This is a genomic window from Actinophytocola xanthii (genome assembly GCF_001921205.1).
Taxonomy (GTDB): Bacteria; Actinomycetota; Actinomycetes; order Mycobacteriales; family Pseudonocardiaceae; genus Actinophytocola; species Actinophytocola xanthii.
Genome location: NZ_MSIE01000014.1, coordinates 20,146 through 35,172, shown reverse-complemented (window position 1 = coordinate 35,172; position 15,027 = coordinate 20,146). Strand labels below are relative to the sequence as shown.

General features: G+C 70.7%; 13 protein-coding genes. 6 read left to right on the top strand and 7 right to left on the bottom strand.

The features are described 5' to 3' along the window. Positions 1 to 51 precede the first annotated feature (51 nt). Positions 52 to 327, top strand: a complete 276-nt coding sequence (locus BU204_RS09450) for a hypothetical protein (protein ID WP_075125222.1) — start codon at positions 52 to 54, stop codon at positions 325 to 327. 51 nt (positions 328 to 378) lie between these two features. Here BU204_RS09450 and BU204_RS09445 read toward each other — a convergent pair whose 3' ends face one another. The 4 genes from BU204_RS09445 to BU204_RS09430 all read right to left on the bottom strand — a co-directional run bounded on the left by BU204_RS09445 (position 379) and on the right by BU204_RS09430 (position 5,176). Further along, a complete protein-coding gene (locus BU204_RS09445; protein WP_075125221.1) occupies positions 379 to 987 on the bottom strand; it encodes a GTP-binding protein in 609 nt (202 codons plus the stop codon). Then, on the bottom strand, positions 968 to 1,585 hold the full coding sequence (locus tag BU204_RS09440) for a DUF742 domain-containing protein (protein ID WP_083661146.1): 618 nt from the start codon (positions 1,583 to 1,585) through the stop codon (positions 968 to 970). Before BU204_RS09440 ends, BU204_RS09445 begins: the two co-directional genes overlap by 20 nt. A 118-nt stretch (positions 1,586 to 1,703) precedes the next feature. After that, positions 1,704 to 2,129, bottom strand: coding sequence for a roadblock/LC7 domain-containing protein (locus tag BU204_RS09435; RefSeq protein ID WP_075125220.1), 426 nt, complete (start codon positions 2,127 to 2,129; stop codon positions 1,704 to 1,706). Further along, complete coding sequence (locus BU204_RS09430) at positions 2,126 to 5,176, bottom strand: nitrate- and nitrite sensing domain-containing protein (protein WP_233159878.1); 3,051 nt, start codon at positions 5,174 to 5,176, stop codon at positions 2,126 to 2,128. Before BU204_RS09430 ends, BU204_RS09435 begins: the two co-directional genes overlap by 4 nt. A gap of 646 nt (positions 5,177 to 5,822) precedes the next feature. Between BU204_RS09430 and BU204_RS09425 the strand changes: the two genes are divergently transcribed. The 4 genes from BU204_RS09425 to BU204_RS09410 are packed head-to-tail and all read left to right on the top strand — an operon-like array spanning position 5,823 to position 9,333. Next, the gene (locus tag BU204_RS09425; RefSeq protein WP_075125219.1) at positions 5,823 to 6,860 is read left to right on the top strand and encodes an ABC transporter substrate-binding protein; all 1,038 of its coding nucleotides are present in this window, start codon (positions 5,823 to 5,825) and stop codon (positions 6,858 to 6,860) included. Positions 6,861 to 6,864: 4 nt separating this feature from the next. Beyond that, a complete protein-coding gene (locus BU204_RS09420) occupies positions 6,865 to 7,638 on the top strand; it encodes an ABC transporter permease (RefSeq protein ID WP_075125218.1) in 774 nt (257 codons plus the stop codon). Beyond that, positions 7,635 to 8,456, top strand: a complete 822-nt coding sequence (locus tag BU204_RS09415) for an ABC transporter permease (RefSeq protein ID WP_075125217.1) — start codon at positions 7,635 to 7,637, stop codon at positions 8,454 to 8,456. Before BU204_RS09420 ends, BU204_RS09415 begins: the two co-directional genes overlap by 4 nt. Position 8,457: 1 nt before the next feature. Beyond that, a complete protein-coding gene (locus BU204_RS09410) occupies positions 8,458 to 9,333 on the top strand; it encodes an ABC transporter ATP-binding protein (protein ID WP_075125216.1) in 876 nt (291 codons plus the stop codon). Here the strand turns inward: BU204_RS09410 and mdlC are convergent. The 3 genes from mdlC to BU204_RS09395 are packed head-to-tail and all read right to left on the bottom strand — an operon-like array spanning position 9,330 to position 13,104. Continuing rightward, a complete protein-coding gene (gene mdlC, locus BU204_RS09405; protein ID WP_075125215.1) occupies positions 9,330 to 10,910 on the bottom strand; it encodes a benzoylformate decarboxylase in 1,581 nt (526 codons plus the stop codon). The genes BU204_RS09410 and mdlC overlap by 4 nt on opposite strands. After that, positions 10,907 to 12,124, bottom strand: a complete 1,218-nt coding sequence (locus BU204_RS09400) for an acyl-CoA dehydrogenase family protein (protein WP_075125214.1) — start codon at positions 12,122 to 12,124, stop codon at positions 10,907 to 10,909. Before BU204_RS09400 ends, mdlC begins: the two co-directional genes overlap by 4 nt. A gap of 56 nt (positions 12,125 to 12,180) precedes the next feature. Beyond that, on the bottom strand, positions 12,181 to 13,104 hold the full coding sequence (locus BU204_RS09395; protein WP_143229408.1) for an LppU/SCO3897 family protein: 924 nt from the start codon (positions 13,102 to 13,104) through the stop codon (positions 12,181 to 12,183). Positions 13,105 to 13,332: 228 nt separating this feature from the next. Here BU204_RS09395 and BU204_RS09390 point away from each other — a divergent pair, with 228 nt between their 5' ends. Continuing rightward, entirely contained in the window at positions 13,333 to 14,973 is a 1,641-nt protein-coding gene (locus BU204_RS09390) for a DNA repair helicase XPB (protein WP_075125212.1), read from the top strand. Positions 14,974 to 15,027: the final 54 nt, after the last annotated feature.

The window sequence follows — 15,027 nt, the reverse complement described above, 5'->3', positions numbered from 1 at the left end:
TCTCGACCTGGGTGCGAGTCGTTCTCGAGCCGAGGCGCGCATCGTCGGCGTATGGGTGAGGACGAGCGGCGCGCCGCGCACCACCGGCTCCGCGTCGCGCGGGCGGGCCTCCTCGACCGCGCCGACGTCATCGACGGTGGTGTGCGGAGGTTACTCGCCCGGCTCGACCTCACCCGGACCGACGAGGAGCACGAGCGCGTGATCGACGCGCTGATGGGCGTCTGCCGGGCCGCCGACGCGCTGCGGGCACTGGCCCGCGGGGACATCGACGAGGCCGACGAGGCGACGTGCTCGATGGCCCACTACGCACGGCGCGCCCTCGGCTGAGCCGAGGGCGCGTCGTTGGTCCGTCTGTGGTCCGGTCCGCCTGGTGCGGCGTCAGCCGGCGCGGGCCGACATCCGCTGGTGCATCGCGTGCTCCACCAGCGTGATCAGCGTTTCCTTGGTGGACTCGCGGTCGCGCGCGTCGCAGGTGACCACGGGCACGGTCTGCTCGATCGTGAGCGCGTCCCGGACGTCGTCCACGCGGTGGTGCAGCACCCGGTCGAAGCAGTTGATCGCGACCACGTAGGGCAGCCCGCGGTCCTCGAAGAAGTCGATCGAGGCGAACGCGTCGGCCAGCCGTCGGGTGTCGACCAGCACCACGGCACCGATCGCGCCGCGGACGAGGTCGTCCCACATGAACCAGAACCGGTGCTGACCCGGCGTACCGAACAGGTACAGGATCAGGTCGCTGTCCAGCGACACGCGGCCGAAGTCCATCGCCACCGTGGTGGTGACCTTGTTCGGTGTGTTCGTCAGGTCGTCGACGTCGACGCTCGCCTCGGTCATGACGGCCTCGGTGGTCAGCGGAACGATTTCCGACACCGAGCCGACGAGGGTCGTCTTGCCGACCCCGAACCCGCCGGCGACAACGATCTTGGCCGAAGTTGTCGGCTGCGGTGCCGCGCCACGCGGGCTGAGGGGACTAGAGCCTGCGGAGACCACTGAGCACCCTTTCCATGAATTCGATCGACGGCCGGTCGCCGACGACCATGCCGCTCTGGTGGATCAGGACCAGTCCCATACCGGCCATGTCTCCGATCAACACCTTGGCCACCCCGAGGGGCAGCCGGAGGTGTGCGGCCACCTCCGCGACCGACCTGGTGTCCAGGCACAGGCCGCAGATCGACCGGTGCTCCGGAAGGACGGCCGCGTCCGGTGCCTTCCCCCTCTCGCTGGTGGAGACCAGCGCCTCGATCGCCAGATCGTAGTCGGACCGTGTACGGCCACCGGTCTTGGTGTACGGGCGGACGAGCGAGCCGCCCTCCCGTCCCGAGTCCCCGAGCAGGTCCGAGCTGCTGTTGAAGACCCCGCTGTTGAACCCACCGGTGTGGTAACCGCTGTGGTAACCACTGTCCTCGTTGGGCGAGACGGTCGGGATCTCCTTGCTGTCCCACGCGGACTGCGCCGGGATGCCGGAGTCGCCGTACAGCGTGGCCCCGGGCCCGCCGAACAGTCGGGCCCGGAAACCGTCGACGTCGAACCTGTTCGGCGCGTCGCCGACATCAGGCTCGGGGAGGTCCTCCCAGCCTCTTTCGGGCATCTCTACTCGCCTCCGCTCTGACTCTTCGGCGCGCGATAATCGTCGCTGCAGGTGTCCCCGAGTGGGTCGCATGGGGCCCTACCTCCGCTCTCCATCCGCATCCGGGCGGTGAGCACGACTACCTGCGCTGTGCGCCCTGTAGCTGCGCACGCAGTTCCGGAGTCATCTGCTGGCCAACCCGCTCGACCAGCAACGTCATCTCGTAGGCGACCAGTCCGATGTCGCAGTTCGGCGCGGCGAGCACCGCGAGGCACGAGCCGTCCGAGATCGACATCAGGAACAGGTACCCGCGGTCCATCTCGACCACGGTCTGGTTCACGCCGCCGGCCTCGAAGCACCGGGCCGCACCCTGCGTGAGGCTGACCAGACCGGAGGACACCGCCGAGAGTTGCTCGGCCCTGTCCCTCGGCAGGCCCTGGGACCCGGCCAACAAGAGCCCATCAGCCGACACGACGACGGCGTGTGCCACACCGGGCACTTGACGGACGAAATCTGTGATGAGCCACCCGAAGCTACCGGGCTGATTCGTGGACGGGGTCGTCACTCCTGCTCCTCGTCTTTACGGCTGACCTCGGGACCGGACTGGTCACCAGCGTAGGCCTCGATGAGAGCGTGCCTGCCACGGCGCACACCCTGCTGGAAGCTTGACATGCGACCGCGGACGGCGTCCGCGGTGCGCGGGGGCAACGGAGGGGCCACCTGCGTGTCGTCGGCGGTCTCCGATGTGCGCGGCTGCGCCGAACCCGGCACCAGGTGCGCCTTGGGCACCCGCTTGGGCAGCCCGGCGGTCGTGGTGGCGTCCGGCTTGTTCTCCAGCAGCGCCTGCGCGGCTAGCCAGCCCTCGTCACCGGGCGAGGTCCACGCCGCCGGCTCAGGCCGCTGCTCGGCCGGCGCCTCGGCGGGAGCCGCCGCGTGACCGTTGTCGGTCGCGGGGGCGACACCGTTGCCGTTGCCGTTCGCCGTGCCGTTGGCGTTCGCCGTGCCGTTGGCGGTGGCGCCGTTCGCACCGTTGGTCGAGCCGTTGCCGTTCTGCCGCTCGGCCGAGGGCTCAGCGCCCTGTTCGGCCGGCTGCCGCTGGTGCGAGCCGGTGTCCGCCGCCTCGAACCACTGCGACAGGACGGCCTCGTAGATCGGCAGGCGCTCGGTCGGCGCGTCCACGTTGTGGTCCTGCTCGGCGGGCGGACGGCCGGCACCGAGCGGCGGGTAGCCGGTGTCGGTCTCGCTGGTCTCCGGCAGCGGGCTGCCGAACAGCGTGGCCGTGTTGTCCTCGTCGTGCCGGCCGTTGGCACCGGTCGCCGACGGCGTGCCGTTGGCGGGGGTGGCGCCGTTACGCTCCGAGCCCGGCGAGTACGGCGGGTATCCCGCGACCTCCTGCGGAGTGCGGTCCTGCCGGGTCTCCTCGCCCATCGCGCTGCCGTCGGGACGCAGCCTCGGCATGCCGCCGGTGAACGCTCCGGCGATCCCGCTGTTGCGCACGGGCGCCGGGGTGTTCGGCACGTTCGGCATGCTCGAGCCGAGACCCATCCCGGGCGAGTCCATGGCCGCGGCCTGCAGGGACGAGGTCGTCGAGGTCGCCGACATCGAGCGCGGGGTCGCGCCGAGCGGCTGGACCAGGTCGGCCGGGACGTTGATCCGGGCGATGAGGCCGCCCTCGATGTCCTCGTTGTCCCGCAGCCGGACGACGATGTTGTGCCGCTTCGCCAGCCGGGCGACCACGTACAGACCCATTCGCCTGGTCACGGCGACATCCAGGTCGGGCGGGTCGGCCAGACGGGCGTTGGCCGCGTTGATCTCGTCCTCCGACATACCGACACCCTGGTCGGTGATCTGGATCGCGAGCTCCTTCTTGCGGGTCATCGCCATCCGGACGATGACCTTCTTCTCCGGCTCGGAGAAGAAGGTGGCGTTGTCCAGCAGCTCGGCGATGACGTGCACGAGGTCGGAGACCGCGCGACCCTGCACCGCGACGTCCGGTGCCGAGGCGACCTCGATCCGGGCGTAGTGCTCGACCTCGGAGACCGCGGCGCCCACGACCTCGGAGGCCGGGACCGGGCGGTTGAGCTGGCGGGACAGGCCGGTACCCGAGAGCACCAGCAGGCTTTCCGAGTTCCGCCGCATCCGGGTGGCCAGGTGGTCGAGCTCGAACAGGCTTGCCAGCTGGTCCGGGTCCTGCTCGTCCTGCTCGAGCCGGTCGATCAGCGAAAGCTGGCGTTCCACCAGCGCCTGGGACCGGCGGGACAGGTTGACGAAGATCGAGTTGATGTTGTCGCGCAGGAGGGCCTGCTCGGTCGCCATCAGGACCGCCTGCTCCTGGACCGCGTCGAACGAGCGGGCCAGCTGGCCGGTCTCCTCCCGAGTGAACACCGGCACCGGCTCGATCGCGTGCTTGGCGGCCTCGGCCGGGTCCGGATCGGCGAGGATTCGCTGCACCGAGGCGGGCAGCTTCCGGTTCGCGACCTCCAGCGCCTCGCGGCGCAGCACCCGCAGCGGGTTCAGCAGCGAGCGGGTCACGATCGCCATCAGACCCAGCGCCAGGAGCAGAGCGACCAGCACGACCGCCGCGTCGCGCCAGGCGGCGGCCGTCGCCTCGTCGGCGAGGGCGTTGGCGTCGGTGCGCAGCTGGTTGAGCAGTTCGCTCTCGACCTGCCGCATCTTCTCGAGTGCCTCGGAGCCGGTGTTGGCCAGGTCCGCGCCGTCGATCCGCAGCGGCAGCGGGATCTCACCGGTCGACTGCTCCGCGGTGGCGATCGCCTCGGCCTTGAGCGCCTCCCGCTCGTCCACCGCCGCGCCGCTGAAGGTGTCGCTGTAAAGCTGCGACTGCGCGATCGAGGCGTTCGCCTTGAAGTCCTGCTGCGCCGCGTCCACGTTCGCCTGCGCGTCGCGGATCCGGGAGAGCATGTCGGCCGGGAACGAGTCGTGGGCGGCGGCGATCTCGAGGATCGCGTTCTCCTTGCCCACGTTCTCTTTTTCCTCGGACAGCGACTGGATGACCGTGCCGTCACGCAGCAGGTCCCGGTCGTTGACCGCGCTGTTGACCTCGCGGCCGAGGCGGACCACGTCGTCGAGCACCTGGGAGTACACGGTGAACAACCCGACGTCGGGGTAGCTCGTGTCCTTGGCCGAGTCGCGGATCGCCCCGAGCGAGGACAGGCGCTGCAGGCCGCCGTTGTAGCGAATCCTGGCTTCCTCGTCGTCGGTCTCGAGCGCGGCCGCGACACTGCGCGTGGAGTCCACCGCCTCGTTGACCAGGCGGATCTGGGTGTCCAGCACGGTCCGGTCGCCCTGGCGGTCGCCGGCGACCCAGGCCACCGCGAGGGTGCGTTCCTTCTGCAGCTCGTGCACCACGTTCGTCAGGTTCCGGGCCAGGTCGACCTGGCTGACCGTCTGCCGGAACTCGGCGGCTCGGCCAAGGTCGTCACTGGCCCGCAACGCGCCGAGGGCGAGTGCGGTCAGCGTCGGGACCACGATGACGGCGATGACCTTCGTACGCAGCCGCCAGTTGCGCATGCGGAGGGCGGAGCCGCCCTTCACCACGCTGGCGGACGGCGCCGACGGGCGGCCGGGTTTGCGGTCCGGGTTCTGCTCGGGCACGGCGGCACCATAGACGGTGGCGTTTCCGGCACGGGGTGGGACGTCAGCAGTGTGGTCGGGCACTCCCAGCACTCTCCCTGGTTGTCAAGCCGGTAGCCCGCCAGCTCGAACGGACAAGTACCCCAGTGAGGACCCCGACTCCTCGCGCGCCCCCAGCGGCGCGACACCCCTGTCGCTCGTCTTCCCAGCTCCCACTGCTGGGAAGCACGCGCAAGTACATCGGGGCGTGCTCCTTAACCGCTTCGATGGATGACTACCTCACTGTGGCCACAGAAGGTAGCGGAAGCTCTCTCGCGATGTAAGTCCTCCGGACGGATGGTCACACATCAGGGTCTGAAACGTCACGCGGAGGCAACAATTTTTCTCGATCGGTTTAGCTCGGCCAAGGTCACGATCGGGTGACGAACGTGCCCAATCGGGTATCTGTTGGCCCGCAGGTCGCACGGCACGTGCGGAAGTAACCGGCACCCTACGCGCACGGAGACACGCGCTCACCACCCGGTTCTCCTGGGGACCGTCACTGGGAAGAGAGATACCGGGCACTCATTGTGACCCGGGGATGAAGGTCTCTAGAGTGGCGACCTGGTGTACGGGGCACCACCACCTATCGGCTTTCGCAACCTCACTCCCTGAGGAGAGGCTTCAAATGCCCAAAGGCAGTACCGGGCGCGGTCTGCGCACCCGTCTCCCCAAGGTCGCAACGACGTTGACGCTGGTCACGGCGTTGTCCAGCTGCGGGCTGCTTGGCGGCTCGGACGACGAGACCGAACCGCAGTCGAGCGGGAACGGCAAGCTGGAGAAAACAGAACTCACAATTTCGATCATGAAGACCACCGACCTGACGCCGTTCCACCTGGCGCGGAAGGAAGGCTTCTTCGAGGAGGAGGGCCTGTCGGTAAAGACCGTCGACGCGCCCAGCGGTAACGCCTCCGTGCAGAAGCTCCTCGGCGGCGAGTCGGACATCTCCTACTCCAGCTACACGCCGCTGTTCCTCGCCGAGAGCAAGGGCGCGGCGGCGAGCAAGGGCGGGGTCAAGCTGGTGGCCGACGCCGCGTCGGCCGGTCCCAACTCCACGATGGTCGTCGCGGTGCCGGACTCGCCGGTGAAGAGCGTCCGGGACATGGCGAACAAGCGGGTCGCCGTCACGGCCCCCAACACGATCTCCGACCTGCTCACCAACGCCACCCTGAAGACCAACGGCGTGGACTGGAAGAGCGTCACCTACGTCCCCACCCCCTTCCCGCAGACCGCGCAGCAGCTCAAGAGCGGCAACGTGGACGCGGCGTTCGTGACCGAGCCGTGGATCGTCGACACCCAGCGCAACGCCGGGGCCGTGCCGATCTTCGACACCGCCGTCGGTCCGACCGCCGACATGCCCGTGGCCGGCTGGGGCGCGCTGGGTGACTTCGTGGAGAAGCATCCGAACACCATCGCCGCCTTCCAGCGCGCCATGCAGCGGGGCACCGACCTCGCCCTGTCCGACCGCAGCCTGGTCGAGCCGCTGCTCGTCGAGTTCGCGGGCGTGGACGAGCAGACGGCGAAGATGGCGACCCTGCTGACGTTCCAGTCCAAGCTCGAAGCGAGCCGCATCCAGCGGGTGCCGGACCTCATGCTCGAGTTCGAGGTCATCAAGACCGAACTCGACGCGGAGAAGATGATCGTTCCCACCGCACCCGTCACCTGAGTCGTTGCGTCCCTTAGTCCGGAACCTGATCGGGCTGGCCGGCTTCTTCCTGCTCTGGGAAGGAGTCGTCCGGCTCGGCCTGGTCGAGCGGGCCTTCCTGCCCACTCCCACCGACGTGTGGGGTGCGCTGGTCGACCTGCTCGGCCAGGAGGCGTTCATCCGCGACGTGATCGCGACCGTGCTGGCCTGGCTCGTCGCCCTGGCCATCGCGGTCGCGGTCGCGGTGCCCGCCGGATTGCTGCTGGGCAGCCTGCCGTGGCTGCGCACGGCGACCCGGGTACTGATCGAGTTCCTCCGGCCGATCCCGCCGGTCGCGCTCATCCCCCTGGTCATCGTCACGCTCGGCTCCGGTCCGGAGGCGAAGATCACGCTCGCCTTCTACGCCTCGGTGTGGCCGATCCTGTTCAACATCATCTACGCCCTCGACGAGATCGACCCGCTGCTGCTGGACACCGCGCGGTCGTTCGGCACCCGCCGGTCCAGGGTCCTGGCCGCCGTCGCCCTGCCGCACGTGGCGCCGTTCGCGTTCACCGGCCTGCGCCTGTCCGCGGCGATCGCACTGATCGTCACGGTCTCGACGGAGTACCTGGCCGGCAGTGAGGTCGGCGTCGGCGCGTTCATCATCGACGTGTCGAGCACCATCGGCGCGATGGACCAGGTGCTCGCCGGCACGGTCGTGATCGGCCTGTTCGGCTACCTGGTCAACGAGAGCCTGGAGCGGGTCGGCCGACGGCTGTTCCGGTGGAGCGACACGACCCGCACGGAGGCCCTGTCATGAACCGCGTGGCGGCCTTCGCACAGCGCTGGGTCATCTTCGCCGTCGCCGTCCTGGCCTGGCAGCTGGCCACCGCGGCGGCCGACGACGTGTTCTTCCCGTCGCCGTGGCAGATCGTCCACCACGCGTGGGCCATCTGGTTCACCGACGGAAACGGCAACGTCGCGCTGAGCGACAGCATCGCCGACGACATGGTGCCGAGCATGCTGCGCCTGCTCGGCGGCTGGCTCATCGCGGTCACGCTGGGCGTCGTACTCGGCACCGCCCTCGGACGCTCCCGCACCGGGATGCAGTACGTAGGACCATTGTTCGCGTTCTTCCGGGCCCTTCCCTCGCCCGCGCTGCTGCCCGTGTTCATCGTGCTGTTCGGGCTCAACCAGGACATGCAGCTGGCGCTGATCGTGTTCGGCTGCCTCTGGCCCATCCTGCTCAACACGGTCGACGGCGTACGCTCGGTGGACTCGGTGAAGACCGACACGGCGCGCTCGTTCCGCACCTCGCGCACCCAGTGGGTGACGATGGTCGTGCTGCCGGCCGCGCTGCCGAAGATCTTCGCCGGCCTCCGGCTGAGCCTGGCGATCGCGGTGATCCTGATGGTCGTGTCCGAGATGGTGGGTACCCCCAACGGCATCGGTGCCCAGCTGCGCATCGCCCAGACCGCGTTCAACTACCTGACGATGTGGGCATGGATCGTGCTGCTTGGCATCATCGGGTATGGCCTGAACATCGCGCTGCTCGCCGTCGAGCGCCGCGCACTCCGCTGGCAGCCGACCCGCTCCACGGTGGCGAATGCCAAGCAGACCGCAAGAGCAGGAGGATGACATGCCGACAATGCTGGAGGTGCGCGGGCTCGCGCACCACTACGGCGCCGGCCCCGGCGCGCACGTGGCCGTGGAGGACCTGTCCTTCACCGTGGCCAAGGACGAGCTGGCCTGCATCGTCGGCCCCTCCGGGTGCGGGAAGTCGACCCTGCTGCGCTGCATCGCCGGTCTGATCAAGCCGACCGCGGGCGAGGTGTCCCTGCACGGCGACCGGGTGGAGGGCGTGCCCGCTGACCTGGCCGTGGTGTTCCAGGACTACAGCCGCTCGCTGTTCCCGTGGCTGTCGGTGCGCGGCAACGTGGAGTTCCCGTTGCGGGCGCGGGCGCGGGGCCGAGCCCCGCGACGGGCCAGGGCCATGGAGGCGTTGAGCTGGGTCGGGCTGACCGACGCGGCGCACAAGTACCCCTGGCAGCTCTCCGGCGGCATGCAGCAGCGGGTGTCCATCGCCAGGGCGCTGGCCTGCCAGCCGGCCCTGCTGCTGATGGACGAGCCGTTCGCCTCGGTGGACGCGCAGACCAGGGCCGACCTCGAGGACCTGCTGCTGCGCGTACGCCGCGAGCACGGCAGCACCGTACTGCTGGTCACCCACGACATCGACGAGAGCGTGTACCTCGGGGACCGCGTGCTGGTGCTGTCCAAGTCGCCCGCGTCGATCGTGGCCGACCTCACCGTCGGCCTGCCGGCCCAGCGTGACCAGATCAGCACCCGCGGCTCGGCCACGTTCGTCGAGCTGCGCACGGAGATCGCGCGCCTGCTGCACGACCGCCCGCACTCCACGCCCCAGCCCGCCCACCCCTCACCCGCGAACGCCCAGCTGGCAGCCCAACGCTTCCTGGAAGCAGAACGCCAGGAAACCCGGAAGAGCACCACTCGCTAGTAGAGCGTCGTGGGCTTGGGGTCCACGGGGATGTGGACGAGGGTGGGCTCGGCGGTCGTGAGGGCGGTGGCGATCGTCGGCTCGAGGTCGTCGGGGTGGGTGACCCGGTGGGCTCGGCAGCCCAGGGAGGTGGCCAGCGAGGGGAAGTCGATGCCGCCCAGCTCGACGCCCGGCATCTTCCCGCCCTCCGGGCCGGCGAGGATGTCCACCGCTGCGTACTGGGCGTTGTCCAGGACCACGAACGTGACCGGCAGGTGCTCGCGGGCCGCGGTCCAGAGTGCCTGGATGGAGTACATGCTCGAGCCGTCGCCCAGTACCGCCACCACCGGGCGGTGCGGGGCGCCGATCGCGGCGCCCACCGCCGCCGGCAGGCCGTAGCCGAGGGCACCGCCGCCCGTGCTGAGCAGGCCGGTCCGGGGGGCGCGCACGGGCAGGTACTCCCGGCGCACCAGCAGGTGGCTGGGGATCTCCTCGACCAGCAGGACGTCCTCGGGCAACACGTCGGCGAGCACGGAGAACACCCAGTCGACCGTGAGCGGCGTGCTCCGCGGCGGCCGCGGCCTGCGGGTTCGCCCGGTCGGTGCGGGGCGGGACGGCTCGGCCGCCACGGCGGTCAGGGCACGCACCGCCGCGCCGACCCCCGACCGGATGCCGACGCCCGCACTGGCCCTGGCCAGCACCTGCTCGTCGTCGCTGACCAGGTACAGCGGGGGCAGCGTCAGCTCGGCCGCGCCGCGGAAGACGTGGTACAGGAACGCCGGGGCGCCGAGCACCACGACGAGGTCGTGGTGGCTCAACGCCTCCACCGTGCCGCGCTCCTCCGGCGGCAGGAAACCCGCGAACTGCGGGTGGTCCTCGGGAAAGCAGCCGCGCCAGGCCATCGGGCTCGCCCAGACCAGCGAGCGCGTGCGCTCGGCCAGCGCCACGAGGTCCGGGATCGCTCCCTCCGCGTCCACGCCCGGGCCGGCGACCAGGGCCGGCCGTTCGGCGACGGCGAGCGCGGCGGCCAGGCCGGCGATGGCCTCGGGGTCGGGCCAGAAGCCGGGGACCGGCGGACGCAGGGGCAGCGGCGCGCACTCGGCGTCCCAGTCGTCGGCGGGTACCGAGACGAACACCGGGCCCCGGGGCGGTTGGGTCGCGACCCGGTGGGCATGGGCCAGCGCTGCCGGCACGTCCTGCGGGCGGGCCGGCTCGACAGCCCACTTCACGTACGGGCGGGGGAACAGTGTCGCGTCCATCGCCCCCAAGAACGGCTCCCCCGGCATCAGCGACCGCACCTGCTGCCCGGCCAACACGATCATCGGCGTGTTGTTGCGATACGCGGTGAACACGTGCCCGAGCCCGTGGCCGACACCACCCGCCGAATGCAGGTTCACCAGCACCGCCGAGCCGCTCGCGTGCGCGTAGCCGTCGGCCATCGCCACCGCGACCGACTCCTGCAGCCCGAGCACGTAGCGGAAGTCGTTCGGGAAGTCCCGCAGGAAGCCGATCTCGGTCGTCCCGGGGTTGCCGAAGATCGTGGTCAACCCCAGCTCCCGCAACAGCTCCCGGGTGACGTCGCGGACGGTCTGTCTCATGCCTTGGGCCTGCTGTCCGGGCCGGTCTCGGGGAAGTCGATGACCGGCGCGACCGGGACGCCGAGCGCGCTGGCTCCGATGATCTTGCGCGCCGCCTGGTTGCCCATCGGCATGAAGGTGCCGGCCTGCGCGTCGCGCCACATGCGTTCGTAGGGCAGCTTGCGGGAGTAGCTCGCTCCGCCGAGCACGTCCACCAGCCTGCGCAGCACCTGCGTCGCGTTGTTGCTGGCCACGTACTTCACCAGCGCGCAGCGGGCGATGCCCTCCTGCACACCGAGCTCGAACAGCCGCCGTGAGGTGACCTCCTGGGCGTGCCGGTAGGCCAACGCCCGCGCGCTCTCCACCAGGATCTCGCACTCCCCCACCGTGTCCTGGACCAGCGGGTCGGTCCCCTTGCCCCGGGCGGCGAGCTGGGAGGCCGCCCAGTCGAGGGCGCCGGCCGCGATCCCGGTGTACACCGCGGCGAACGCGCCCATGGCCCAGGACCAGACGGTCTCGAACACCAACGCGTCGAGGTGCCCGACCGGCAGCGAGTGCACGACGTCCTCGTCGGCGACGAACACGTCCTCGTAGACGACGTCGTTGCTCTGGGTCCCCCGCATGCCCATGGTGTCCCAGGTCTTCTGGGTGGCGACCCCGGGAGCGTCCAGCGCGATCCGGCACAGCAGCAGGCGCGGGCCGCCTGGCGCGTCCTCGTACCGCGCGGTGGTCGAGCAGTGGGTGGCCACCGCCGAGTTCGTCGCATACGCCTTGCGGCCGGTCAGCCGGTACCCGCCGGCCACCCTGACCGCCGCGGTCCGCGCGTCGGTCATGTCGTTGCGCATGCCGGGCTCGCTGGTGATCGACGCCCAGATCAACTCGCCCCGCGCCGCCCGGCCCAGCATGTCGGCCAGGCGCGGGTTCCCCGTGCGCCGCCACACGCTGGCCCACTGGCCGATCGGCGAGATGTGCATCGCCACGGCCAGCGCGGTGGCCCCGTCGCCCATGGCCAGGCGCTCCAGGACCGGCACCAGCTCCTCGAGCGAGGCGCCCTGACCACCGAGCTCGGTCGGCACGGTGAGGCCGAGGAAACCGGCGGCCCGCAGGTCGTCGTAGTTCTCCACCGGGAAGGTGTTCTCCCGGTCGTGCTCTGCGGCCCGCTCGGCGAAGACGTCCGCGAGCTTCCCGGCCACGTCGACGAGCTCTTGCTGACGTTGGGTAAGACAGCGGTTCACCCGGTCAAGCTACCTCAGGTGAACCAGCGACCGGCCGTGTTCGTCGGGCCCCGCCGTCAGGTCGCCGCGGCGTCCGGAGCCACCCGACAGATGGTCATCGCCGGCTCCGGATAGGTGAGCGCGTTGTCGGCGAACTCGCCGCACCGGGACGCGTCGTCGACACCGGGGATCACCTGGGAGACCCGGAACATGGCGTCCGGCGAGGCGCAGTCGACCTTCCGGTGGCTCTGCGGCGTCGCCTGGAAGCACTCGCCCTCATCGGCGTTGAGCGCCAGGCACAGCAGCAGCTCGTTGCGCCCGGTCTCGCTGTAGGCCAGGTAGGCGCGGGAGGGGCAGCCTGCCTCCGCGTCCTCGGTGGTGACCGCGACCTTGTAGAGCGCGTCCTCGGCGGCGCAGTCGACCTTGTCGATGTCCGCCGCGGCCACATCGTTGATCTTGATGCAGTCGCCGACCTTCGCCGACGAGGGCGAGGAGCTCTGCAGCCACAACGCCACGCCGGCGACGACGGCGAGCAGCACGACGATCCCGACGACCTTCACGATCTTGCCCGCGTGCGGGGAGGAGGACCGCCCCGGTTCCCCGGCCGCGGCGGGCGGAACGGCCGGCTGGCCCTCCTCGGTGCGGCGGGACCGTGCCGGCGGCGGAGGCGGGGGCCCGTCGTAGACCACGGGAAGGGTCTCCGGACCGTCGTCGGGCCGTGGACCGCGCGGGCCGGCGATGTCGGGGCCGGTCGGGGGATGGTGCGGGCGGGACTGCCCGGGGAAGGCGGGCCGGGGTCCCGCCGGACCCGGGCCGTGGCCACCCGGGCGCGGGTCGACCGGGCCGGGCCGGCCGCCGGCGCCCCCCGGCCAGCGCGGGTCCGCGCCCGGGTACCCACTGCCGGGGGCGGGCCGCCGGACCTGCGGGGCGGGAGCGCGGCCGGGGCCGGGCTGGCCCGGGCGGGAATACGGGCCCGGCGGCGGGTGGTTGGGCGTGTTCATGTGCACCTCGTGGTAGTCCGGCGTGCGCCCAGGAGGTTCCGTGTCCGGGTCGGGGCAGCAATGTACCGAAAGTGCACCCGCTACCGACACAGCGTCAGCGGCCGACCTCCCGGACAGGCCGGGGCCGCGGCGCCGGACGTATGGTGGTTGCTGCCGCCGCCGGCCCGCCGGCGAGCGAGGGCTCCGGCGTCCGACGTCGAGCCGAGGTGGGGAAGGGGACAGGCAGAGGTGACCGAGGGTCCGCTGATCGTGCAGTCCGACAAGACGCTGCTGCTCGAGGTCGACCACCCGAGCGCGGACGATGCGCGGATCGCCATCGCCCCGTTCGCCGAGCTGGAACGCGCCCCCGAGCACGTGCACACCTACCGGGTCACCCCGCTCGCGCTGTGGAACGCCAGGGCGGCCGGTCACGACGCCGAGCAGGTGGTGGACGCACTGACCCGCTTCTCGCGCTACCCGGTGCCGCAGCCGCTGCTGATCGACATCGTGGACACCATGGGCCGCTTCGGGCGGCTGACGCTGCAGAACCATCCGGCGCACGGGCTCACGATGTCCACGATCGACCGTGCCGTGCTCGAGGAGGTGCTGCGGCACAAGAAGATCGCCCCGATGCTGGGAGCCCGGATCGACGATGACACCGTCGTCGTCCACCCGAGCGAACGCGGGCGGCTCAAGCAGGTGCTGCTCAAGGTCGGCTGGCCGGCCGAGGACCTGGCGGGGTACGTCGACGGCGAGCACCATTCGATAGAGCTCGAGGAGAACGGCTGGCAGCTGCGCGACTACCAGCGCAGGGCCGCCGAGGCGTTCTGGGCCGGCGGTTCGGGTGTCGTCGTCCTGCCCTGCGGCGCCGGCAAGACCCTGGTCGGCGCCGCCGCGATGGCGCACGCCAAGGCGACGACGCTGATCCTGGTGACCAACACCGTGGCCGGACGGCAGTGGAAGCGGGAGCTGGTCGCCAGGACCTCGCTCACCGAGGACGAGATCGGCGAGTACTCGGGCGAGCGCAAGGAGATCCGTCCGGTCACGATCGCCACGTACCAGGTGATGACCCGCCGGTCCAAGGGCGAGTACCGCCACCTCGACCTGTTCGACTCGCGCGACTGGGGCCTGGTCGTCTACGACGAGGTGCACCTGTTGCCGGCGCCGGTGTTCCGGATGACCGCCGACCTGCAGTCCCGTCGCCGCCTCGGGCTGACCGCGACCCTGGTGCGCGAGGACGGGCGCGAGGGCGACGTGTTCTCGCTGATCGGTCCCAAGCGCTACGACGTGCCCTGGCGCGACATCGAGGCACAGGGCTGGATCGCGCCCGCCGAGTGCGTCGAGGTGCGGGTGACCCTGACCGACAACGAGCGGATGACCTACGCCACGGCCGAGCCCGAGGAGCGCTACCGGCTCTGCTCCACCGTGGACACGAAGCTCCCGGTGGTGCGCAGCATCCTGGAGCGACACCCGGAGGAGCCGACCCTGGTGATCGGCGCCTACCTCGACCAGCTCGAGGAGCTCGGAGCCGCGCTGGACGCACCGGTGATCCAGGGCTCCACCCGCAACGCCGAGCGGGAACGGCTGTTCGACGAGTTCCGCCAGGGAAAGCTACGCGTGCTGGTGGTGTCCAAAGTGGCCAACTTCTCGATCGACCTGCCGGAGGCCACGGTCGCCGTGCAGGTGTCCGGCACGTTCGGCTCGCGGCAGGAGGAGGCGCAACGGCTGGGCCGGCTGCTGCGCCCGAAGGAGGACGGGCGCCAGGCGCACTTCTACTCGGTCGTCTCGCGGGACACCCTGGACACCGACTACGCCGCCCACCGCCAACGCTTCCTGGCCGAACAGGGCTACGCCTACACCATCAGAGACGCCGAAGATTTCCTGGTCTGAGCCGCCTCCCCGGAATTTCAAGTGTTGGTCAACTTGCGGAGCTGGGTGTGAGGG